General features: G+C 39.6%; 26 protein-coding genes. 4 read left to right on the forward strand and 22 right to left on the reverse strand.

The genetic code is table 11. The annotated features are described in order from the left end of the window. Positions 1–84: 84 nt before the first annotated feature. From FNLLGLLA_RS09425 to FNLLGLLA_RS09470, 10 genes are all read right to left on the reverse strand, one after another. A complete protein-coding gene (locus FNLLGLLA_RS09425; protein ID WP_174892411.1) occupies positions 85–879 on the reverse strand; it encodes a sulfite exporter TauE/SafE family protein in 795 nt (264 codons plus the stop codon). Positions 880–904: 25 nt separating this feature from the next. Continuing rightward, a complete protein-coding gene (locus FNLLGLLA_RS09430; protein WP_174892412.1) occupies positions 905–1,354 on the reverse strand; it encodes a GNAT family N-acetyltransferase in 450 nt (149 codons plus the stop codon). Between the two features lie 52 nt (positions 1,355–1,406). After that, positions 1,407–2,951 carry a ClC family H(+)/Cl(-) exchange transporter gene (locus FNLLGLLA_RS09435; protein ID WP_174892413.1) on the reverse strand — a complete coding sequence of 515 codons (1,545 nt, stop codon included), beginning with the start codon at positions 2,949–2,951 and terminating at the stop codon, positions 1,407–1,409. 369 nt (positions 2,952–3,320) lie between these two features. Then, positions 3,321–4,472: a lactaldehyde reductase gene (gene fucO / locus FNLLGLLA_RS09440; protein ID WP_174892414.1), complete on the reverse strand. Its 1,152-nt coding sequence runs from the start codon at positions 4,470–4,472 to the stop codon at positions 3,321–3,323. Positions 4,473–4,725: 253 nt separating this feature from the next. Continuing rightward, positions 4,726–5,874, reverse strand: coding sequence for a glycoside hydrolase family 3 protein (locus tag FNLLGLLA_RS09445; protein WP_174892415.1), 1,149 nt, complete (start codon positions 5,872–5,874; stop codon positions 4,726–4,728). Between the two features lie 284 nt (positions 5,875–6,158). Continuing rightward, entirely contained in the window at positions 6,159–6,392 is a 234-nt protein-coding gene (locus FNLLGLLA_RS09450; protein WP_004694527.1) for a (2Fe-2S)-binding protein, read from the reverse strand. A 342-nt stretch (positions 6,393–6,734) separates the two neighbouring features. Further along, positions 6,735–7,361: a site-2 protease family protein gene (locus FNLLGLLA_RS09455; protein WP_004698228.1), complete on the reverse strand. Its 627-nt coding sequence runs from the start codon at positions 7,359–7,361 to the stop codon at positions 6,735–6,737. Between the two features lie 9 nt (positions 7,362–7,370). After that, positions 7,371–8,141 carry a carboxymuconolactone decarboxylase family protein gene (locus FNLLGLLA_RS09460; RefSeq protein WP_174892416.1) on the reverse strand — a complete coding sequence of 257 codons (771 nt, stop codon included), beginning with the start codon at positions 8,139–8,141 and terminating at the stop codon, positions 7,371–7,373. 89 nt (positions 8,142–8,230) lie between these two features. After that, positions 8,231–8,629: a hypothetical protein gene (locus FNLLGLLA_RS09465; RefSeq protein WP_004694522.1), complete on the reverse strand. Its 399-nt coding sequence runs from the start codon at positions 8,627–8,629 to the stop codon at positions 8,231–8,233. 154 nt (positions 8,630–8,783) lie between these two features. Further along, positions 8,784–9,302: a MarR family winged helix-turn-helix transcriptional regulator gene (locus FNLLGLLA_RS09470; protein WP_004694519.1), complete on the reverse strand. Its 519-nt coding sequence runs from the start codon at positions 9,300–9,302 to the stop codon at positions 8,784–8,786. Between the two features lie 376 nt (positions 9,303–9,678). Between FNLLGLLA_RS09470 and FNLLGLLA_RS09475 the strand changes: the two genes are divergently transcribed. After that, positions 9,679–10,269, forward strand: a complete 591-nt coding sequence (locus FNLLGLLA_RS09475) for a nitroreductase (RefSeq protein WP_174892417.1) — start codon at positions 9,679–9,681, stop codon at positions 10,267–10,269. Between the two features lie 169 nt (positions 10,270–10,438). Here the strand turns inward: FNLLGLLA_RS09475 and FNLLGLLA_RS09825 are convergent, their stop codons facing one another. Then, positions 10,439–10,699, reverse strand: coding sequence for a hypothetical protein (locus tag FNLLGLLA_RS09825; protein ID WP_232054992.1), 261 nt, complete (start codon positions 10,697–10,699; stop codon positions 10,439–10,441). A gap of 17 nt (positions 10,700–10,716) precedes the next feature. After that, positions 10,717–10,908, reverse strand: coding sequence for a P-type ATPase actuator domain-containing protein (locus FNLLGLLA_RS09830; protein ID WP_021148763.1), 192 nt, complete (start codon positions 10,906–10,908; stop codon positions 10,717–10,719). 311 nt (positions 10,909–11,219) lie between these two features. Between FNLLGLLA_RS09830 and pgtP the strand changes: the two genes are divergently transcribed. After that, on the forward strand, positions 11,220–12,542 hold the full coding sequence (pgtP, locus tag FNLLGLLA_RS09485) for a phosphoglycerate transporter protein PgtP (protein WP_004694513.1): 1,323 nt from the start codon (positions 11,220–11,222) through the stop codon (positions 12,540–12,542). A gap of 108 nt (positions 12,543–12,650) precedes the next feature. On the opposite strand, the gene FNLLGLLA_RS09490 is transcribed toward pgtP, so the two are convergent. The 8 genes from FNLLGLLA_RS09490 to FNLLGLLA_RS09525 all read right to left on the reverse strand — a co-directional run bounded on the left by FNLLGLLA_RS09490 (position 12,651) and on the right by FNLLGLLA_RS09525 (position 18,419). Continuing rightward, entirely contained in the window at positions 12,651–13,424 is a 774-nt protein-coding gene (locus tag FNLLGLLA_RS09490) for a hypothetical protein (protein WP_174892418.1), read from the reverse strand. A gap of 412 nt (positions 13,425–13,836) precedes the next feature. After that, positions 13,837–14,190, reverse strand: a complete 354-nt coding sequence (locus FNLLGLLA_RS09495; RefSeq protein WP_077707823.1) for a Spx/MgsR family RNA polymerase-binding regulatory protein — start codon at positions 14,188–14,190, stop codon at positions 13,837–13,839. A gap of 86 nt (positions 14,191–14,276) precedes the next feature. After that, on the reverse strand, positions 14,277–14,597 hold the full coding sequence (locus tag FNLLGLLA_RS09500) for a HigA family addiction module antitoxin (protein WP_174892419.1): 321 nt from the start codon (positions 14,595–14,597) through the stop codon (positions 14,277–14,279). A 16-nt stretch (positions 14,598–14,613) separates the two neighbouring features. Further along, positions 14,614–14,898, reverse strand: a complete 285-nt coding sequence (locus FNLLGLLA_RS09505; RefSeq protein WP_174892420.1) for a type II toxin-antitoxin system RelE/ParE family toxin — start codon at positions 14,896–14,898, stop codon at positions 14,614–14,616. 356 nt (positions 14,899–15,254) lie between these two features. Further along, complete coding sequence (locus FNLLGLLA_RS09510) at positions 15,255–15,971, reverse strand: DUF554 domain-containing protein (RefSeq protein WP_008602003.1); 717 nt, start codon at positions 15,969–15,971, stop codon at positions 15,255–15,257. A gap of 450 nt (positions 15,972–16,421) precedes the next feature. Next, on the reverse strand, positions 16,422–17,021 hold the full coding sequence (locus FNLLGLLA_RS09515; RefSeq protein ID WP_156697348.1) for a DNA-3-methyladenine glycosylase I: 600 nt from the start codon (positions 17,019–17,021) through the stop codon (positions 16,422–16,424). After that, entirely contained in the window at positions 17,021–17,464 is a 444-nt protein-coding gene (locus FNLLGLLA_RS09520) for a hypothetical protein (RefSeq protein ID WP_174892421.1), read from the reverse strand. Before FNLLGLLA_RS09520 ends, FNLLGLLA_RS09515 begins: the two co-directional genes overlap by 1 nt. Positions 17,465–17,840: 376 nt before the next feature. Beyond that, positions 17,841–18,419, reverse strand: coding sequence for a TonB-dependent receptor (locus tag FNLLGLLA_RS09525; RefSeq protein ID WP_156697350.1), 579 nt, complete (start codon positions 18,417–18,419; stop codon positions 17,841–17,843). Positions 18,420–18,674: 255 nt separating this feature from the next. On the opposite strand from FNLLGLLA_RS09525, the gene FNLLGLLA_RS09530 reads away from it, so the two are divergent. After that, positions 18,675–20,003 (forward strand): hypothetical protein, encoded by a 1,329-nt coding sequence (locus tag FNLLGLLA_RS09530; protein WP_156697351.1) that lies wholly within the window; start codon positions 18,675–18,677, stop codon positions 20,001–20,003. Between the two features lie 211 nt (positions 20,004–20,214). Here FNLLGLLA_RS09530 and FNLLGLLA_RS09535 read toward each other — a convergent pair whose 3' ends face one another. Further along, positions 20,215–20,751: a flavin reductase gene (locus FNLLGLLA_RS09535; RefSeq protein WP_156697352.1), complete on the reverse strand. Its 537-nt coding sequence runs from the start codon at positions 20,749–20,751 to the stop codon at positions 20,215–20,217. Positions 20,752–21,138: 387 nt separating this feature from the next. On the opposite strand from FNLLGLLA_RS09535, the gene FNLLGLLA_RS09540 reads away from it, so the two are divergent. Continuing rightward, complete coding sequence (locus FNLLGLLA_RS09540; RefSeq protein ID WP_156697353.1) at positions 21,139–22,557, forward strand: sodium:solute symporter family protein; 1,419 nt, start codon at positions 21,139–21,141, stop codon at positions 22,555–22,557. A 564-nt stretch (positions 22,558–23,121) separates the two neighbouring features. Here the strand turns inward: FNLLGLLA_RS09540 and FNLLGLLA_RS09545 are convergent. Further along, the gene (locus FNLLGLLA_RS09545) at positions 23,122–24,345 is read right to left on the reverse strand and encodes a hypothetical protein (protein WP_156697354.1); all 1,224 of its coding nucleotides are present in this window, start codon (positions 24,343–24,345) and stop codon (positions 23,122–23,124) included. Between the last annotated feature and the right edge of the window lie 42 nt (positions 24,346–24,387).

A 24,387-nucleotide genomic window follows, 5' to 3' on the forward strand; every position in this document is an offset into this window, starting at 1 on the left:
CTCTAATGATAAACGCTTACGAATCACCATTAGAGAGCTTTACTAAATTATGCTTATTAAAGATAGATTAATTATAAAACCATATTATCCCAAAATACCAGATTTAAGAATGAGGCGTACCGCCAATGCAAAGACAGCTATGCTCATGAGGGCGAGGATAGCTTTTGCTTTGAGACGTTTTGCAATACGAGCACCTACTTGAGCACCAAAGATAGCGCCAATACTAGTAGGAATAGCAATACTAAATATGATGTGGCTTTCAATTAAATGTGTAATAACCCCCACCGTTGTTGATACGGCGAGAATAGATTGACTTGTAGCCGTTGCCATATGGGTAGGAAAGCCCATGAGATAAATCAAAGCCGGCACATGGATGAGGCCACCACCGATACCAAAGATACTCGAAATAAAGCCAACAAAAAAGCTAATACTAATACCGATAGGTTTACTATAGCTCAACTGCTCAAGAGTAAGGCTTTCTTCCTTTCTTTCCCCTTTTCTAAAATTTTTAAAACCAATCAATACGGATGCACACAGCATAAAGCATCCAAAGGCAAACATAAAGCCTTTACCAGAGAACCATCCAGACATTTGGGCACCTAAAATAGCCCCCGGGAAGGTAGCAAGACTAAAGATGATAGCAGCGTTAATGTATACCTTTTTTTGCTTAAGATACGCTATAGATCCAGAAATGGCGTTACACATAACAGAAAAAAGCGATGTTCCTACGACCATAGATGGAGACCACTCTGGGAACCAGTACATAAAGAGAGGCACAAACACAAGGCCCCCACCGGCACCGATGATGGTGCCAAGCATAGCTGCTAAAAAGCCAACTACGGTAAAGAATATATAAAATACCACTATATTATCAAGCACATTAAAACCTCCTATGCCATTTGAATTATTGTTTCTCCATATATACAAAAGATAATCCCGTTTCATCCTGTATTTCTCTAACGGCTTTATACCCCATTTTTGTATATAACTTTATATTGATCCAGCTTTTCGTACATGTATATAATACACGCCGGTCTTGACTGCATTGTTCATCTACGAAAACTAATAATTTCCGAGCCAGCCCTTGTTGCCGATAGTTTGGATGCACCATCAAGCGACCGACCTCTACCACGCCATCGTCATATTGATAGCGAATACCTCCGATGATTCTTCCCCCATCATCTACCAGTTTATAGGTATGCCATTGGGTGAAAGTAGCTTTAAACTCCTCTTCCGACTCCATCAATGCAGGAACCATTCGACTTCCAATCATCTTCGCTTCGCTTTCAAATGTAAGCAATTGCAAACGGTACAGATCCAATACATCTGACTCAGTAGCTTTCACAATTTTCATAAACTACTCCTAATATATACCACGAATCAACGATTAGCTTTAGATATAATGACTAATTTGATTGGAAAAATTCCTTAGCCGCCTTCAATCGGCCACGTTCACAGGAGACTTGTAATTCATCCCCTGGTTCGAGTTTTACATCGCCTAATGGCACAATGTAGGTACCATTACGGCGAATACTTACGATCAATGTACCATCTGGCAATGCCAAGTCTTGTAGCTGTACATCCGTATAGTTTGCCACCACAGGCACCTTCGTTTGAAAGAAGGTTTGCACCGATTCTAGATTGCTTTGACCACTCATGGCTTGCAACAAGGAATCGTAAATCGGCGGTTCTTTTAAAAGATCCGCCACAAGATAGGCCACGAGCGTAACGATACCGATGGCATAAATATTAGAGAAACTATTCGTCATTTCAAGAACGAGTAAAATCGCTAAAATTGGGGTCCGCATAGCGGCCGCTAACATGCCACCCATAGCACAGATAACAAATTGCGGTACAAAATCAGGAGAAATGAACCCTAAGGTTGAAAGCAAGCTTTCACAAAAAGCACCTGTTGCAGCACCAATTACGAGCATGGGCAAAAATATGCCCCCTTGAGCACCACTGCCATAGCAGAAGGTGGTAAGTAAAATCTTGCCTAATACGATGCCACCTAAGAGCAATACGCCATGAGATTGAAAGGCAAGCTGACCCACAAGGTCATTGCCCCCACCCAAGAGGAGCTGCGAATCAAAGCCAATGGCTGCCACTGCCACAAAGGTAAGGGCTAATTTCAAGAATCGAGAACATTTGAGCCAGTCAAAGAACCTCTTGAAAGCAAAAATCATACGGCAAAATAACACGCCACATAGCCCCATGATAACACCAACCATGAGCAGTATCGGGAAATATTCAAGAGGAACCCCTGAGGTCACCGTAAAGCCTAACGCTGGTGTAAGTCCAAAGATACTAACTGTAATATAGTTAGAAATCAAAGTTGCCACGAAGGTTGGTACAACGAGATACGGATAAAAGCTTTTATGTACCTCTTCAAAGACGAACATCGCCCCCGATACGGGCGCACTAAAGGCAGCTGTTAAGCCTGCCCCAGCACCTGCGGATGTCAAAATACGCTGTTCTCGTAGCCCCGAATTCATCCAGTAGGACACGATTTTACCGGCAGAGCCGCCAATCTGTACGGCTGGCCCTTCACGACCTACGGAAAATCCTGCAAAGCCGGTCAGTACGCCACCAATCATTTTAGATACTAGTGTCCGATAGGGCTTCATATCAAAGAGTCCAAGCATTTCCCCTTCAATTTGCGGGATACCAGAACCACCAGACAATGGGGCCCATGCGAGCAATCGATCTACAATAAACGCAAAAATGACCATTACCACAAGCCAACCTATGGCCCATTCCATAGTAATATCATCCATCAAATGCCACCTGATATGCTCTGATTCAAGTATCAAATAGCGGTATGATGCCCCCAAAAAACCGGCAATCACCCCAACAAGAGCACCCTTTGCAATGAGCTCCGTTAAGAGCACTCGATTCATGGACATATCTGCCAAGGTAGAACTACGCTTATTAAATTTCCATAATTTCATAAAATTCTCCTTAGCATTACTATCTAACACCTATCTAAACATCACATTTAACCATCTCAGCGATTTAACGAGTTGAACTAAGCACCTAGTCATTGAGTGCCATCTACCAAAATCGCTCAGCGCTCAGTCAAACTATCTATTCATATCCTTAGTATACTTATGTAAACCACCATTTTCAAGAAAGGATTATGTATAAAAATAGCTTTCTCACTGAACACGAGGTCAAAGGTCCGAGTCACAAAACAATAGATAGCGCTTTAAACACAAAGCTAGCCACCTCTAAAAAGAGGTGGCTAGTTTTGTTAAACAAGTGTGTAAATGTATTTTCTTTACACATTCGGAGGCATTTGAAATATGTAAAGACGCTAATTAGAATATGGATTCATAGATAGCGATGATTTCTTCCTTAGATGCATCTCGTGGGTTACCAGGTGTACATGCGTCATTGAAAGCAGATTCAGCGAGGAATGGAATATCTTCTCGTTTCACGCCCGCTTCGCTAAGGGATTTAGGAATGCCTACATCATCAGCTAGCTTTTGAATGACATCGATTGCTGCTTGACGATAGGTTTCTTGATTCATGCTATCTACATCAGAAACGCCCATAACACGTGCGATTTCACGGTATTTTTCGCCTGTAGCAGGGGCATTGAATTTCAATACCGCTGTTAACAGCATCGCACAAGCCTTGCCATGAGGGATATCGTACACAGCACTCAATGGATGCGCCATGGAGTGAACAATGCCAAGACCTACGTTAGAGAAGCCCATGCCCGCGATATATTGACCTAAAGACATGGCTTCACGGCCTGCATAATCGCCAGCCACAGCGCTGCGCAAGGAACGACCAATAATTTCGATAGCTTTCAAATGGAGCATATCAGTTAGCTCCCACGCACCTTTTGTGATATAACCTTCTACGGCGTGTACGAGGGCATCCATACCTGTGGCAGCGCAAAGACCTGTTGGCATAGACGCGGACATATCAGGATCCACGATGGCAACGATTGGAATGTCATGAGGATCAACACAAACGAATTTGCGGTTCTTTTCAACGTCTGTAATAACGTAGTTAATAGTAACCTCTGCAGCCGTACCAGAGGTAGTAGTAACAGCGATGATTGGCAAACAAGGGTTCTTGGTAGGCGCTAAACCTTCCAGGCTGCGTACATCGGCGAATTCAGGGTTCGTAATAATAGTAGCAATCGCCTTGCTTGTATCGATCGGGCTACCGCCACCAACAGCAACGATAACATCGGCGCCAGCCGCTTTACAAGCCTCAACACCAGCCGTTACGTTTTCGATGGTAGGATTTGGTTTGATACCGTCGTAGACTTCATAAGCAATACCTGCCGCATCAAGCAAATCCATAACCTTTGTAACCACTTTAAATTCAAATAAATCTGGCGTAGATGTAACGAGGGCTTTTTTGAAATGGCGATTCTTAATTTCGTTCACAATCTCCTGAATCGCGCCTTGTCCAAAATAGGACGTACCGTTCAACATTATTCTGCGAGCCATATACTTCACTCCTAACAAAACAAACTATACAATAAAAAATAAACCGACAGAGAATCACTTTACCTATTAATTCTCTATCGGTTTAATAAAATCCTTGATAGCACGTTATGTATACACTATATATTTTTCTATTGTAACGATTCTAAAGTTTGTCTCCATTAAGTGTCAACTCAGATGCGATTTCAATGAATAGTACTTCCACTGTCTATATTCGTGATATACTCTTAAAATTCCTTCCTTAAAATAAGAAATTCTAAGAAATTTTGCTCATTTTCATAAGCAAAATCCGTTTCACCGATTCGTCGAGTCGTTCTTTCGAGATACGACCGTCTTTCACGGCTTTCATAAGACCGTTATAAGCCTCTTGCATGTGTTCGTATTCGTGACATACGAGCAAGATATCACTGCCGGCGAGGATGGATTGCACCGCCATATCGCCAAAAGTATAGTGATTTGCAAGGGCCCCCATGTCCATATCGTCCGTTACCACAACGCCATTATAGCCTATGTCCTTGCGCAACCAATCGGTAATGATTGCTTTCGATAAACTAGCAGGATGGTCTGGATCGATTTGTGGGTACATCGCATGAGACACCATGATTGTATAGGTATTTGGTTTAGACTGTTTGATGAGGTCTATAAATACCTTTGTGTCCTCTGAAAGCAATGTTTCTTTAGATACAGGAACGATGCTTGTATCCGCGTGCAAGTCTACATCGATCTTACCAATGCCCGGAAAGTGCTTATAGGAATACCACAAGCCCGCTTCATCGTAAGCCTTGCCAACGGCGCCTGCATAGCGAACGACCTCATCAGGGCTCGTACTATAAGAGCGACCATAGGTTAATCCTAAGTCCGCCACAGGAGCAAAGTTAATGTTAAAGCCCAAGTCTTTTAGTTCTGCACCAGACTGTTTTGCCAAGGATACAGCTTGCTCAACGGGCATTTTGCCTACCTCCTCAGCGGGAGGAACCTTGATGAGCTTATCATCCATGCGCGCTACTGCACCGCCCTCTTGGTCGATGCCGAGGAACAATGGCGTTAAACCGGCGCTTTTACCAGCCTTATTAATATCTGCAATGAGCGTTTTAACTTGATCCTTGGACTCCATATTTCGATCAAACAAAATGATGCCCCCCACGCGGTACTCGTTGAGCATGAATTTAGCATCATCATTCAACGTCTTGCCGTGAATGCCAATCATCAACAATTGGCCCACCTTGTCTGCATCGGACATATTAGCCACTAACTTGTCCACCTTTTGCTCTGGTGAAAGCTCGCTTTGTGCCACGGACTCATAGGTCACAGGCTCTGCCTTTGAAGTAAATGGATTATGTAAACCGCAACCCGTTGTGACTGCTAATGCACCAATCATAATGGCTGCTACGAAACGTCGAAACATGCATACCTCCCTTAAATCTCTAAAAAGTAATATGTATAGTATATCAAAAAATATAAACGAGCCCAACATAATCAATACACGACAAGCAGCAGTATAGTACATGCATCTTACAAAACAAAAAGATTGTTACTCGAAAACCCAACGGGTATATCCATTGAGAGAATCAAATAACAATCTTTATATGTTTCATTTTTGTTGTGTAAACATTATAGTTTACATTTTAGAGTATAAACTATGTATCTTACATTTTGGATGTGTAAAATGTGTATGTTACATTTTGCAAATTAAATTTTGCCTTGCTCTTTCATTTCCGCTAAGAGCTTTACGATACGAGGTCCACAGCCTTTGCCACCGCAAGCGCCCGTGCCAGCACGAGTTGCTTCTTTTACTTGTGGAAACGTGTGAGCACCATCTAAAATGGCTTCCTTAATCGTTTTGCGCGTAATGCTACGGCAAGTACACACCTTTGTAAGCTTGTCCAGAATCGCCTCTGGCACTTGATTTTCTTCAAAATTCATATGTAATTCCTCATTTATTCACTTGAATATCTATATACAGTATCAATTTAGTGTATCGATTTAGTGTATCGATTTACTATATCAACAATATCTAGTGATGCACTATAATATTGCTATATCGAAAATTTACGATCTTTGTATTTATTATAACACAATTGAGGAACTATATCGATAGTTTTTAATATAAAATCCAAAGAACAGTCAAAAGTAAAATTGTTACTATAAAAAACGAAAAAAATTTACAAATACATTATATGTAAAGATAAGCTAAATCTATCTATAAACTATAAAAAACTACCATAAAGATATTATCTTTATGGTAGAAACTTTCACAAAATATAATTATAGTATGAGCCCAATAATGGCAAAGTAGATTTTAAATATCGTTTGTTGTAATGGACGAATAACCATAGAAATAATGGGTGTGTTAATAAGGATGATAAAGAATAATAAATTAAGCATCCCTAATTGGTAATATCTCATCTGCCACTCTGTAGGCAACCACGGCAAGATAATATTAAAACCAGGCAATGGTGGGAACGGAATCAAACAGAAGATTGATAAGCCAATACTATATAAAATAATATATTGCATAACCATGGCAAGACCTTGGGACTCCATGAGGCCTAATTTTCCAAGGAGCATATATATAAAGGTGAATATAAAGCCTGCTATAAGACCTGCCACAGGACCTGCAAAGGCAAGCAAGCTTATATCACGTCGTGGATCTTTAAAGTAAGATGGATTAATTGACATAGGTTTTGCCCAACCAAAGCCAACAAGAATAATACAGATGGTACCAATTAGATCAAGGTGTGCCATTGGTGACAATGTGAGGCGTCCCGCCAGACGTGGCGTTGGATCACCAAACCAAGTTGCTACCTTTGCCTCTGCATATCCAAAGATAGAAAAAACGATCATAATAGCAGGAATACTTGCTAATATCTGAACCGGATTTAAATCAAACATAGAACTCCTTTATTGTTTAGCTTCCCATGCGGTGTAGCCTTCTTGAATACAACGAAGGGCATTTAAGGTACGAGGATAGCCGATATACGGCACGCATTGGGATGCGATATTAATCAAATATTGTTTGCTGTTTCCTACGTTCAAATTGCCTTGTACATGAGCCTTGAGTTGAGATTCACAGCCACCTTGAGCCGCAAGGAAGCAGAAGGTAATCATTTCACGATGAGCCACGCTAAGGCCTTTACGCGTATAGTAATCGCCGAACATATTGGCAAGCCATTTGTTGATATGACGAATATCTTCTGGCCCTTCTTGGTAAGAATTGCGCATAGACTCCCCAAAGATTTCCACTTGTTTTTCTACGCCCTTTTCTAGACGAGACTCACTAGTAATAGTGCTGCGAGAGGGATCAACAATAGCCTCTCCTCGATAGTCAAAAATCTTATTGGTCACCTTAAAGAATGGGCGCACACGTCCGATGCCAAGATAGGGCACCGCTTGATAAATGAGCTCTACCACTTCATCAGGAATAAGGCCAAAGTTTAATGCTGCCGGTAGCATTAATGCATATTCATCAACAGCTGAGGCGCCTACTAATGTAGCGAGAATGGCTAAGAAGCGATCCTTTGCCGGTACATTACGGCCTTCTTCGGTGATGACTTCATCAAAGGCAAAATTATCAAACAATACTTCAAATTCTGGATCAATATAACCTGCTGGGGCTGCAATATCAGGGAACATACGCTCCGTATAGGCTTGAGCAAATTCAGATTTAGACATAAAAAACCTCCATAAACAACACTGGTGAAAGCCCTAAAGGAGCTTTCACCAGCAATAGTTATGTAATTATTACGGCACGGGCCATCAGATTATAACGCTGGGAATTCGAAAGTTGTGCCGTATACTTCTTTCCAAGCAGCCATGAACATATTGAACTCATTTGTTCCAGGTTGAATTTGGTAAACTTGACCATCTGGAGCGTAACGATATACAGTATGTAAGCTTGGATTAACAAGATATTTGAACAATGTAGCTTCCCCGTATTGGTTATTATGCATGTTAATCACATTAACACCAAATACGTTGTTACGGCTGCTATCGATACCTTTAAACTCAGATGCTTTATCAAAGAAATACGTTTCTGTACCATTTGCACTATTTGGAACCTCTGGGTAGTTAGCTAACCCATTCCAGTTTTCTGCGTTTGCAACACCACCTACTAATAATGTACCGGCTAATACAAATGCACCTAATAAATTTTTATTCATAATGATCTCCTTTGTGCCACGAGGGCAAATCACGAATCAGTCATACTCTCACATGACTTGAATACAATACGCTATATGTATAGTATATCACATTTTTAATAAAATTTTTAGATTTCCAAAGTTACAGAATATATGCATATGAGGTTGTATCAAATTAGCCCTTCATGTTCTCTGCTGTTTTTGCATTTGCGTTATCGATTGCTTCTAGCAATTTATTAAGCAACATACGCAATTGACGTGTCTCTTCTACGTCAAATATAGGACCTGACGATTCAGCCAAGCGGCGTGGTATATGAACCGCTACATCACGTAATGCTTTGCCCGTATCAGTAAGGGTTACCATAACTACGCGTTCATCTTGACGACTGCGTTTGCGTTTCAAGAATGCTTTGGCTTCTAATTTCTTTAAAAGCGGTGTTAATGTACCGGAATCAAGGCGCAATACTTGTCCCAATTCCTTAACGGATAAATCACCATATTGCCACAATGCCATCATTACGATGTATTGAGTATATGTCAAATTTAAAGGATCTAAGTGACTACGATATGCATTAACAATTTCCTTTGCCACTACATAGAGTGGAAAGCTCAATTGATTTTCCAATCTTAAATATTCTGAATCAGGAACATCTTCTTTATGTTTGTACCCTTCAAGTACACCAATTTCTGCCATATTCTACCTCCATATGCACACAATTATCTACTAATTAATTGTACACAATTTTACGGTAAACAGTCAACGCAAAAAGCCCACTTTGAACAGATATTTTTAAATTTGTCAATTAATATTTATTTTCTTATTCGTTAAGAATTAGGCGCTTCTATAGAATTTATGGGTAAAAATCATACCATAAAGTTGTTACTTTATTTATAAATTAATTTGATATTAAATTAGAAAGTTATAACTTCTGTTTTCAATGAAATCTTCTTTCGTTGCAGGCCCGTCTCCTAATAAATGACTTAGTAAAAATACGCCCCCTACTAGGTCCTTCCTTGTAGTATAATAAAAGAAATTCTATATCAAAGCTAACTTATAATAGGAGGCCTATATGAACACCTTAGAGTGCATCAAAACTCGTCATAGTACACGTAAATTTAAAGCAGATCAAGTATCTCGAGAACTTATCAATCAAGTCCTCGATTCTGGGCGCCGCGCTCCATCTGGCGGTAATACACAATTAACACATTTCATGGTCATTACAAACCAAGATGTGCTTCAAGAACTAGTAACACTCATTCAAGAAGAATACGGCAAAATGCCGATTACAGAAAATACTTTACCTTACATGGTGAATATCATTAAGATGTCCGCCGAAGGCAAATTTGTATTCCACTATAATGCGCCTGTACTCATCGTATTGGCTAGTAAAGCAAGTTATGCCAACAACTTTGCTGACGTGTCATGTGCTATGCAAAACATGATGCTTGCTTGCAATGAACTTGACCTTGGTAGTTGCTGGGTTAACCAAATCCGTCATCTTCAAGATAATGAACGCATCCAAGCTAAAATGCGTGAACTAGGTCTTAGCGAAGACGAAAAAGTCTACGCTAGCCTCGCTATCGGCTATCCAGACCTACCAAATGGCCTTAATCGCCGCGAAATCGAGCCAAAAGGCTATCCTGTAACATACATTGATTAATTGAGACTCATAATATATAAAACAAAAGCGCTATCTATCCCACAACTCTATTTGAGTTTCCTTAGGGATAGATAGCGCTTTTTATTGACTATATTATTTTTTAACGCTCATCGATTTAGTAATCAAATCGATACATACACTCCATACTTATATTTATAATGAACTACTATTAAGCCTCAAACACGCGTTTACGAGCTGCGTTCATGAGAACGGAATGATCATCATCTACTATGTAATTAGATTTGTAAGCCCAACGCAATAGTAATGCAGAGTTTGCAACTACGAGAAGGCTCCCTCCGTTATGAACAAGGGCCCCCCACACTGGAGATAAAGTACCAACCATTGCCAAGATGATAGCTACGAAATTCAAAAGTAAGGAGAAAGAAAGATTAATTTTAATAGTAGTCATCATGCGTTTAGATAATGCCACTAAGTGAGGAATTTCCTTTACATTATCGCTGCCGGCGTTGCCAATACGAGAGCACAAGGACAGAACACAACGAGGATGGTTACGGCACGAATGATTTCTCCAGTTACCACATAGGTGCCAACCGCGGCCAATAACGCAATCACTACAATCCATGTGGCCCAACGGTCAGCCAAGCTAACGATTTTCGCATTACCTTGTGTCAATAACAAAATATGTACAATTACTCATATACACTCAAAAGTACAGGAAAAATGCGGATTCAATAAGATTATATTATTCATGCATAGCCTCATTACGCAAATGCATGAACAGTTATTCATATATATTTGCAAATTGATAATTTTTACATAGAAGATATTCTGATATTTTCAACCTATTCAATACTATTTCACCCTAATTAATGTTATCCATAATTCAGTTTTCTAATAACTATTTATTATAATAAAAAATTAAGTATAGTCGACTACATACCCTACGTGGTATCATTACAAATGACATGTTGTAGAAAGGATGTGTAACGATGTCGATTTTCTCTCCTGCTCCTCATATTGAACGTTTACCAGAGGCGCAAATCGATTCCACCTACAAACGTCTTCGTCGCGAAGTCTTTGCAGGTACATTTATTGGTTATGCTACATTCTATTTGATCCGTCAAAACTTTAGTTTAGCTGTTCCGTACATGATTGCTGAGTACGGCTACACCAAAGCGGATCTTGGTATAGTTATGACCATCTTATCCGTAGCTTACGGCGTAAGTAAATTTGTTATGGGTAATGCGTCTGACCGCTCTAACCCAAAATACTTCTCCACAGTAGGTCTATTGCTTAGTGCTTTAGTTATGTTATTATTCGGCACCTTACCAGGTGTTATGAGCAGTATTCCTATCATGTGCGTTCTTGCCTTATTAAACGGTTGGTTCCAAGGTATGGGCTACCCTCCATATGCGAAAAACATGGTAACTTGGTTCTCCCGTTCCGAACGCGGTGCTTGGTGGTCCTGGTGGAACGTTTCCCACAACCTAGGTGGCGGCATCATCGCTCCTCTTGCTACGCTTGGCATCTACCTATTCGGTACATGGCATAGTATCTTCTTCTTCCCTGCCCTTATCTCTATCGTGTTAGCGATTATTACCTTTGTATTATTGAAAGATACGCCTCAATCCTGTGGCTTACCGCCTATCGAAGAATACAAACATGAAGTCGTTCATACACATACAGAAAATGAAGAAAAAAGTACTTTCAAAGAAATCTTCTACAAGTATATTTTGCATAATAAATACTTATGGTATCTTGCGATTGCAAATATCTTTGTATACTTCATCCGTTACGGCGTAGTTAGCTGGGCTCCGACCTATTTAACCGCTGTGAAAGGCTTCACAAAAGAAGGTTCCCGTTGGGCTTACTTCTTATACGAATGGGCTGGTATTCCAGGCATGCTCGTAAGTGGCTACTTGAGTGACCGCGTATTCCGTGGCCGTCGTGCTCCAGCTACGATTTGCTTTATGTTATTCGTTATCTTGGCGATCCTCGTGTACTGGTTTAACCCTGCAGGCAATATTCTCATCGATAACTTAGCACTCATCGCTATCGGCTTCCTCATCTACGGCCCAGTCATGATGATTGGCCTTCAAGCAGCAGATATGGTGCCACGCGTAGCAACAGGTGGTGCTACTGGCCTTACAGGCCTTCTTGGTTACCTCATCGGTTCTGCCGGTGCTGGTGCTTTCATGGGTCTCATGGTTGACCTCTACGGTTGGGATGGTGGTTTCATTGCCCTCGTTGGTGCATGTATCCTATCCATCGTATTTCTACTCCTCACCCTTGGAGACAAAGGACAACAATAGAATATGTACTGTATAATACGTAATGTATAAATACGTACTGTACAACTCACTGTTGTATATACAAAACTCCCCTAGTAATACTTATGATTACTAGGGGAGTTTAATTATTTATGCGATGCACAAGGAGCCGTTTAATACTTTCAAATTATACACGAGACCAAGTCGCGCCAAGCCATGCAATGCAGCGGCCGTTACAGGATTGATAGATCCTAACACACCAGCACCGATAATAACAACGTGGAACAAAATGGACACGATGAGTAAGCCCAAATGACATTGTTTCGCCTCTTTTGAAAGCCCCGCTGTTGGAGAGTTTTCATCTACGAGAGAACCCATCATGAGTGCCACAAGAACGAGTTCCAAAGAGCATGGGCAAAGGATAACTAGCAATGTAATGGTATGCATAAAGTTCTGCGTCAATGCATAGGAACCCATGGAAAGCAACATAACAGCCACAACAATAACAGATGAATAATTGTTGATGCCCTGACGCAAAGCTACAAGCTGTGTAGGCATGGTCGGCAACATATCATCATCCAATGTATAATGTACGTCGCCCGTAATAAGCTGCTCTAAGAAAAAGCCCCCATGTACGATGAGTCCTACATAAGCCGCCGTATGATAATCTCCAATCGCAATAAGCGCCACCATGGCTATCACGATGAGAAAATTAGCATGAATCTCTAAATGATCCAAAATACTTTGCACGCTATTGATGAGCAATGGCAAGCCACAAATGATGACCGTTACCCACGCCAAATCAATAGCTGGGTTCATAGGCTCCGTAAGCGCATCTAATATAATAAATAACAAGCCGAGTGCCAAAATAGCCCCCTGCGTACGCAGAGACACCTGCGCTGATAAAGACTGTAAAAACTTCATATAGACCTCTCTATAAATGAGATACCGGCCTTACTTAATCCGGAAATACCTTTTACTTCTATAGTTAATATTGCTAACACTTAAAATACCCATAGGGGTATTGCTATAGTGTAATTATTATACAAAACATAAAAGAAATATACAAATCAAATTTTTTAATAAATGAAAACCCCTATCTTTAAAAATGACTTAGCCTCCCTAGAGTCCCCAGTTGTTGCTCTAATTTCATAAATTGTATAAAAAAGGAACGGACCTATCTCTGAAAATGACTTAGCTCGCTATGGAGGTTATTTTAATAGGTCCTAGTTGGAGATACTAATTTCATATAAAAGGAAAAGCCCCTATCTCTAAAAATAACTTAGCTCGCTATGGAGGCTTTTAGAGATAGGGGCTTTGACCCAAGGTTATAAAATTAGAGCTTCAACGCCTCAACCCATTCTGCTTCTTTAAATCCAACGAGTACTTTGTCTTCAAGAACCAAGATAGGACGTTTTACAAGCATACCATTAGATGCTAATAAAGCTAGTTTTTCTTCTTCACTAAGGTTCGGCAATTTATCCTTTAATTGTTGTTCACGGTAGATCATACCAGAAGTATTAAAGAATGCTTTCAAATCCTTGCCAGATTGTGGATACCAAGCAGCAATCTCCTCTGCTGTAGGGTTTTCAGACTTGATGTCACGATCTGTATACTTGATATTGTGATCATCTAAGAATTTCTTTGCTTTTTTGCATGTTGTGCATTTAGGATATTCAACGAATAACATAGGTTCTCCTTATATCAATATTCAATGTTGTAACAACTTACTAATTTAAGATAATTGTACCAAATACATCGAAATTTATCAATATCTTATTGACAGTCTACGGGTTCTAATGAAGCACAATGTGCAATAGAGGATAATACTTCATGCATCCCCTCACTAAGTTTTGCTGTACGCAAATCAACATCCATCTGTAAACGCAAGAAATACCCTTCCGAAACACCAAAGTATTTCGCTAAACGCAACGATGTATCTGCTGAAATAGATCGTGTACCATTCAATATTTCTTGAATCCGTGAAACAGGCACATGTATATCCTTAGCCAATCGATATGCAGATAGTCCTAATGGCTCCATAAACTCTTCTTTTAATATTTCACTAATGGTAGGTGTAGGAATAAACTTTTCCATATTAATTTCCTCTCTATTAATGATAATCTACAATTTCTACATCATAAAAACTACTATTATCTTTCACTTTAAAACACAGTCTATACTGACCATTAATCCGCAAACTATACTGACCAAATCGATCTTCTTGCAACAACTCCAAGCGATTACCTGGTGGCCAGCGTAAATCTTGTAATGATTCAGCATTGTCTAACAATAGTAATTTACGAAGAGCTAGCCTTTGTATAAACGGAGAAAAGCGTTTAGAAAAGCTTTGATAGTAAATTTTTTCTGTTTCCTTATCCTTAAATCCGATAATCATAGAATCTCTCTTTCAATTATACCTGTTAAACAGGTATAATTCAATAACATATACTTGATGAATAACTATACATAGAATTAAAATTATTCTACAAATAATTTTAATAAAGAGATTCTATAAAACATCATCTAAATCCTACACTTGAGATGACTCTATTGGCCACCTATTTCGGAATGTAATCAATTTACCCTATCGTCATAATTGAATTAAAACTGTCATTAATTCCCACTTCAACTAAATTAATTTTAAAAAGTAAAAAGACCTACATCCTCGACCGTATCATGTATAAAATACATATTAAAGGTTGAGAGAATATAGGTCTCTTATAAAAATCTATGTATTATTTATAATGCTAGTTATAGCAAAAATGTAAGTCCCATTGCCACAAAGATGGCTGGCAGAAGGTTTGCAATACGTACTTTGCCAGGCCAGATGAGGTCGATACCAACGCAGAAAATCAGAATAGATCCGACGTAGGATAGGTTATCGATGGCACTAGGTGTCATCAACGGCGCTGCAATATGTGCCATTGCCGTGATGAGCCATTGCGTAATACCTACAGGAATAAAGGAGAACAGTGCCCCTTTACCCATAGAAGATACCATAACCATAACGATGATGCCGTCAAGGATGCCTTTTAAAAGTAATGTCTGATAATTTCCAGTAAGGCCATCTTGAATGGAACCAAGTACACCCATAGCACCTACGGTAAACGTTAAAGATGCAGTGATAAAAGCATGCGTAAACTTTGGATCCCCAGCGTTGCCAGTGCGAGCTTTCACCCAATCACCAAACACAGTAATCCAATGATTAAGGTCGATAATTTCGCCAATAACGGCGCCTACGACCATGCTAATAATCATCAACAGCGGGCCCGTTGTCTGTAAAGATCCATTGACAATGACGAGCATATACTGCATGGCCCCGCTCATACCGAGGAGGAGCACGATAATACCGCTCACAATCATGAGCGTCTGCTTTAAATTTTCTTTCATAAAGCGACCAAACGCGAGGCCACATAGGCTACCAGCTATGATAAGGCCAACATTAATGGCCGTTCCCAAACCAATCATATATTTCCCTTCTTTAATTGTAAAAGTAACACTATCAATTTACTTCAGTATAGCAATCATATCGAAATAAATCAATTTATATGGCGTAAAATATATAGTTGAAATTGGATTAATTAAAGTTTTTTAGGACCATACATATAGCCTGATTAATGCTGCTATAGGTCTCACTAATACGGTATTGCTCCTCTTATAACATTATATACAGCAAAAAGCCTCTACCCAATAAGGGTAGAGGCTCTGTATAGTTTATAGCGTTGAGAGAGAACTAATGATAGACCCGCTTAGGAGAGAGAGAGTATATGTGTTTATATATAAAGCGGGCCGACATGAGATGAGTCGCTATCGCCTCATCGACTTTAGTGTACACCCAATTCCACATAACCACAAATTCAATTATGTAAACACAAGTATGCACAAAAACTATTGTTAACTAATCTATACTTATCGCCCTTACGCTTCATCGTCTACAGGTAACCGTACGATATCTGCTGTTTTATTAATCTCCTCAAAGCAAGGGCAGTCTTTACCGTGATCATTGATGAGGCCACTAGCTTGTAGATGCGAATAAATTGTGACAGGGCCTACAAACTTAAAGCCCCTCTTCTTTAGGTCTTTGCTAATCCGTGTAGATAAACCATTCTTTGTAGGAAAATGACCTTCTGGATGGTTTTCATAAATAATCGTTTTATGATTGGTAAATCCCCAAATATAGTTGCAGAACGAACCAAATTCAGATTGAATACGTTTAAAAGCAGCAGCATTATTGATAATAGCTTCAATTTTAGGACGATGCTTAAGCATCCCCTCCGTCTGCATGATGCGTTCAATGTCGCTTTCACCATAAGCAGCCACCGCATCAATATCAAAATAATCAAAGCATTCTCGAATGATGTTCCGTTTATTCAAAATCGTAAGCCAACTGAGACCACATTGGAGACTTTCAAGACAAAGATGTTCAAATTGATGTTGGTCATCATGAATTGGTCGGCCCCACTCGTAATCGTGGTAATCCTGATATAAAGGCGTCGTCGGCCATTCACAAGTCGTCATCACACACCTCCATGAGCCCATACGAGGACGTCATACATGAGCGCTACTACGAGGCCCATTACGAGATGACCACCCACATAAAATGGCACTAGATAATAAATGAATAAAAGCAAGGAATGCAAGGCTTTACGAAGCCATACAATCGGCGTAGATGTGTCGCCACCTACTTTACTATCAAGCCAATTATGGACGGTGTAAATAGGCGTTCCTAAACGGCGAATCCAGTCTGGAACACGTACCCCAGGATTCAAACCAGGGCAATAGAAGATTACCAAGGGCAACGCCACCACATCAATGACGAGCAATAGCGTCAACATAAAAGCAAACCAATCTAATTCGCCTTCCCACGTGAAGGGTTGTGCCATGAAACGGGCCCCCCACAAATAGGCTTTGTATACGATATACGGTTCTAATAGCCATAATAAGGGCTTCACTACACTCATGGGACTACCTACATTAAACAAAAAATAATAAAAACTACGCATTTGCGTAGTCATTTCATATATACAACATTCCGATTATATCGACTGAATACCAAGGATATAGTGATTTTCTAGGCTAGAAAATCACTTCATACACACCATTTTTTAGTCCTTACATACATCGATTTTCATATTAATATTATATCAGATTTTGCAGTTCTTGTGGGATTATATTTTATAAAAATTTTATCAATTTACACTATTTATAGTACTGATCAACAAAAGAAGTCACTATATAAGCTATTTCTCTCTATTTCATTATTCTAAAAGCCCTTTATCCAATTTAATAGATAAAGGGCTGCATATATGTATTAAGACTTTCACTAATAAAAGCAGTTTAGTTGTCACTAATAATAATTTTCGTCACCTTGCTGCCATTGTGCTCGAAAAATATACCTACAATATTGTCACTGTTATAGCGTAGATATCCATAGAACCATCGATTATTAAAGTCTATAAAATCAGGACGGCCATAGATGTCCATCACTTTTTTCAAGGAATCGCCAACAGCAATGCCACGGGCAGTCACGGCATCACGATTGCTGACAATCATATACCATACGATAGGACGACTATCTTGCATCAAAGAATGTCCAAATTTGATGCCCCCATAAGTGAGCTCATCACGTTTCTCACTCGTCGGCTGACCTAGACTAGCTTTTACCGCATCAAAGGACGTACCTAGTGAAACGCCGGCAATTCTCATATCTTCATCAGGCAAAGGGGCTCCAATAGCTTGCCCTGGCCGATAATGACGATATTGCTCCGCTTTGGGCCAAGTTGGTGAAAGCTTAGCATTGCTCGTTTCCAACCGATCCATGGCTTTACTTAACCAACTAGCATCGGCAACTGAACTCACATTGCTAGCTAATAATAAAGCCACACCTAAACTAATTGCAATAAATTTTGTTTTCATGTTTCTCTCCTAGTCTCTCAATCTATAAATGACCTATCAACCTAATATTAACATAATCACATTGAAATCAGAACCTAACACTACAATATCTATAAAAAAGCACTCATGTCCTACAGGAAGTAGTAGCATGTAAGCAAAACACGCTCCATGTCACTTAAAAATATAGTCATTTAGTTATATAATTATACTTAATAACATAACCTACGGATTACTACAACACCAATAAATGCAGAAATGTAAGCGGGAGATACCACCATGACTAAACTACCACTATTAGCGTGTGCTTTCATCATGAGCACTATATTATCACCAATAGGAGCCATCGATGTTAATATTCCTGGTGCAGATTCTAAGATTTCCAAGGATGCCTACATAAATTACCAAACCACGAACCCTGATATTGAAAAGGATGTAGCAAACTATGTGAAGACATTAAAGTTAACGGACAAGGCTAAGGGTATTAGTAAAAACGAAATTGAGTATACTAAAGCAGCCTCTATATATCGCGGTCAACATTACCATAATACAATCATATCCATTCACGATAATTACAACCAAATTCGGCTTTCATTCCCTGTAGCGGGCATAAAAAGTGATTATCATATAGGGCGTTACAAAAATCCGAGTCGAACCATTGAGGACTATCGAGTGTTAACCGATAACGGAAGTCTCAATTTAGAAATTGACTACGCAGATTTTAAAGATTACGACTGGCGCAACACCAAAATAGCTTATGAAAAGCTAACAGACAAAGACGTCCGTAATTTCTTGCAAGCCAATGCGAAACGAAAGTCCTCAAAACACGTTTCTGATATAAAAGGCACTGTATTTTCATATCCTACTGTTACCTACAGCACTTGGGATAGCATGAAGATGCCACACCTTAAAAACGGTAAAAAAACAACGCTCACCATCGACACGATTAATTTTAAATTTAAGGGCTATAACATGCGTTATCCTTTATATCACGCAGGGTTTGTCTATTATGATAACAACCCCGTTCTGAACAAGGTTCCTACAGATAAATTATTGGCTAATTATGTACTTCCCTCTGTACAAAACCTAAATGAATTAAATCAATATTCACGCATAGAAAGCTTAAACGGTGTACAATACCGTGTACCAAAAGACGCCATATACGAAGGTGAAAGTAAGGGCACCGACCACCAAGATATTAGATACTACAAAAAAGGAGACATAACATTCTTTATTTCTACTGACAATATTCCTAAAAACCCATATGCGCATGAACTTGTTATAAACGGTCATTACAATTTTAAAACTGATTTAAATACGTTCTGGGATATTTACCGTTACCATCCATCAGCATCAGACTATATCAATTACTCAGTTGTATGGAACAATAACATCCCTGGTCTAACCATACACAGCTATGAACCTAATAAGGATGATCACATTCTAAACTTTAACTCCTATGATGGCATATATAGTTTTACTTATACTATCTTCTATCCAAGTTTTTTAAGTGCTGAGGAAGTTCAAAAATTACGGAATATGATTGAGTTCTTTGATTCTACCAATAATCCTAATTTTAAAATGCAAGAACACGTTCTATTTCCATAAGCATAGACGATCTATATCAACACCATTATAAAATAGCTTTCATAAGCATTATATTATACAAATATATAAATTAACTAACAAAAGTCGAGCAACTAAACGATAGAAGCTCGACTTTTTTAGTACTAGAAAACTAAAATATACTTAGTTAAGATACAGCATTCACGGTATCCCAAAGAATTGTATGTATGTCTTCATTTGTTATGTGGACAGACTAGCCCTCTATGGCGTCAACTACTTCGCCGATGTACATATAATGAGGTTCCCAACGATCCTTACCAGCTTGGGTATACATGGACGGATTCGCTGCATAATATTCCTTTACATGGGCTGCTAAATGAGATTCGTCAAATTGATGTTCATACAGTTTTTTACATACAAATGTTAACTCTGCTTCTTTGAAAGTCACCCCATTGCCTGCCGCAACTGGTGTTAGTCCAGAATTTGCCACCTTATTTTCATCGCGACCAGAATGAGAACCTAAATAACCAAGAGCCTTGCGATAGCTTTCAGGGAAGAAACTAACTGTAAAGGTATCATATTTAGCCATAAACTCTTGAGTGTAACGGGCCGGATGGATGTACACAGTCACCGTGGATATATCGCCACCATTAGGGCCCCATATGTTGCCCATACTGCCCCAACTAACCGTACAAGTGTTGAAGTCATCAGGCGTCCCAGCCGTAACAAGAGCCCAACGATCTTCGAACATGGTAAAAGCTTTATAATCCTTTGTTTCAAATGGTTTCATAATGACCTCCAGTTTATCTCAATTTGACGATATAAATCTTTACCCCTATAATATAGGTAGATAGTCAGACGAGTAGTTGCGTCAGGCTCATCTCTAATAACATATAAACATGTAGAAATGGCCTTTTCGTTTTATCTAATTTCCGAAGAAACGAAGGGCTATTTGTCTTTTCCAAGACAAATAAGCGCTATTAATGCCCCAAAAATCCCGTTAATAACGGGATTTTTTATTCCCAATGTATATATATTCTCCAACAAGCAATAAAACTCCTCTTTGTATTTTCCCCAGTTTTTATGGATAATTAAACTATACTTGATATATGCACCGCAAGTAGTAAGGGTGATTTAGTATGAATCTCTAGATAGTGTAAATTTTTGGAGGTGTCATATGGATTCTCTGACTATTATTTGGGTTATTGTTTGCGCCTATTTATTACTGAATTTATTAGTCGGCGTGTATTGTCATATTCGTGTAAAAGATAGTACTGACTATCTACTCGCAGGTCGTCGTATTGGGGTTCTTATGACGGCAGGCACATTAGCAGCTACGGAAATCGGTGGTGGGAGCACCGTAGGTGTAGCAGCGAAAGCGTATGGTTCTTGGGGTTTATCTGCAGGTTGGTACGTTGTATCTGCAGGGATTGGCGTTATTCTCGTTGCTTTCATCGCACCGCTCTTACGGCGTGCCATGGCAACCACAGTGCCAGAGATCATCGGCCGTCGTTTCGGCGCGTCTAGCCATCTCATTACTTCCATTCTGTCCATGCTGGCAACGATCACACTAGCAGGCGTACAGATTACAGCAACTGCAACCATTATTAGCGTTCTCACAGGACTTTCAACAGAGCTCGCAATCCTCATCTGTGGCGCGGTACTCGTAATTTACACCATGTCCGGCGGTATGTGGAGTGTAACGATGACGGACGTTATCCATTTCTTCGTTCTCGTTGGGGGCTTCTCCCTCGCTGTGCCGTTCGTATTGCACAATGTGGGCGGCTGGGAATCGGTAGTGGCGAAATTGCCACCTGAACAGTTAGGATTTACGAAGGTTGGTTGGAAAACCATCATCGGCCTTATTATCATGTACTTTATGACCTTCTCCACCGGCCAAGAGTCCGTTCAACGGTACTTCGCAGCGAAGGATGAAAGAACGGCCGTTCTCGGTTCTATCATTTGTGGCATTATCATGGCTCTATTCGCCTTTGTTCCTGCGGTTTTAGGCCTCGTAGCATTGTCTGAATTCCCGAACATCGAAGCGAACAATGCGGTGGCAACGGTAGCGCTTAACCTCATGCCTCCTGTAATGGCAGGCTTCGTTATGGCTGCGGTCGTGTCGGCTACGCTTTCATCAGGCGCAGGCGACCTCTTAGGCGCCGCTACTGTATTTACCAAGGATATTGTGGAACATCATTTTGGTAAAAGCCTCACTGACGCTCAGCTCACAAATTACAGCCGTCTGTGCGTGCTATTCCTCGGCATCATCGCCATCATCATCTCCCTCGTAAGCAAAGCCATCATTCCGATGCTCGTATTTGCTTTCACCATGAGATCCGCTGGCCCATTCGCTGCATTCCTACTTGGCCTCACTTGGAAAAATGCAACAGCTGGCGCCGGCATTTGGTCCATCGTGCTCGGCTCCATCGCAGGCGTGTACTGGGAATTCGTTGGCAACCCATATGGTATCATGTCCATCATCTTCGGTTCCATCGTGAGCCTCATCGTCTTTGTGGCTGTGGTATTCATTGAACGATCTATGGGTAAACCACCGGCTCCTCCGGCTATACCTGATGATATAAAAGAAATATAAGCAGTTTGTTATAATCTGTGACTTAATAATAAGCCTAAAAGTACTATAAAATTACAATTATAAAACCAAAAACTCCTATCGGTGAAAGCCAATAGGAGTTTTTCTTATTTTACAACGACATCATCAAACTGTATGCCATACACGTGTTCATCATAATTTGACGATATATAATAACCTTATTATAATATAAGAAAATAGTCAGACGAGTCGTACCGTCAGGCTCATCTCTAGTTACATAAAAACATGAAGAAATGGCCTTTCAGTTATCTAGTTACACTAGGCAACGGAGGGCTATTTGTCTTTTGTAAGACAAATAAGCGCTATTAATGCCCCAAAAGCAATAACCACAGTTATCACCTGTAATAAGAGCATGATTAATTCATAATCACTCATAGGCTTATCCCTCCCTTCAAAAACGAAGAGAGGCCCAACCTCATCTAACTATCCTAGCTCTATTATAGAACGAACTAATATACGATACAATAAGGAACGAATAATAGGGATATATAGATAAATGTAGCAAAGACCGTACCAAAAGGTACGGTCTTTATGTATTTCTTTTGCTTATTTCTTTATCTTTATTTCTGCTTTTCTTCTTAACTCTTTAGCATTTTTAAAATCTAAATATTCCATTATATTGCGTAGTTCAATATGATTATACTTTGCCTTTCCATCCTCATAGGTAAGATACATATCATATTCATACTGATCGTCTTGTATTAATTGGAATATACGTGATTGTTTACCTAGATTATGTTGATCCATAAGATATGTGGGTACACCGTTATTCCAGACTATGGCCGATTGAATTGGTATATCTCGTAATAAAGGTGATGAAGAACCATAGAGGTAATCCGCAAAAATACGATTAAAGTATCCACTCATTGCACTATCATCATGTACAATAGGACCTCTATCAATAACTAACTCTAACCCTTGACCATAATATACTCGCCTACTATACTCAGAATCAACCTTTTCTTCCGCTTTCAACATCATGCCTTTAGGCAAGCGATACGTAATATTATCCCATTTAACAAGATCACTAATACGTGCTAATTCATCTAACGGCTGGATAGAAGGAATCACGACATTAGCCATTTCTGTTTGTAGTTCCTTTACATTTGGTTGGTGAAATTTACTTAATCCAACAATATAATGTCGATTAGAATCACTATCAAATGTAACATAAGCTAGCATCATAGGACTATCATTTCTTACTGATTCATCACTTATGCTCCAATAGGCCGATTTAAAACCAGGATAAATAAACATACCTTTATGCAATTCGCTATTTTCATTATAGTTGTCCTCAGGTGTTACTATAGTACCTGAAAGCGATGCAAGTGCATAACGGTCTACAGCAAAAGACGTAATACCATCAGACTTTAAAGGAGTAAATATCCCAGCTACAGCTCTAATAGGTGCTGTCATCTTAGCATTAAAGCCATCTTCATGTAGTAGTATGACCGTAGAATCATGAGAAGTCAAATCCATATACTTAACATTTACTTTCTTAAGTGCTTCTGCATCTTCTACACTTATCTCACGATCACGAACAAGCTCATCTATCTCTTTATATCTGAGTTTAAGTACCTCTTGTATTTCAAAATCAGGTACTTTACGAATATCTCCATAACGATAGTTCTGATATGCATTATCTGGAATACTTGAGTCAGCTCCTGGTACCGGCGGTTGCCCTTCAGGAACAGTATACTGCGCCGCATAAATAGGCATGGTAAAAGCTAGCGACACAGCCAAACCCAACAATATACTTTTTAATCTCATATAACACCTCTCAAACAACAATAAGCACGTTCTCGCATTAGT

Source organism: Veillonella parvula (assembly GCF_902810435.1).
Taxonomy (GTDB): domain Bacteria; phylum Bacillota; class Negativicutes; order Veillonellales; family Veillonellaceae; genus Veillonella.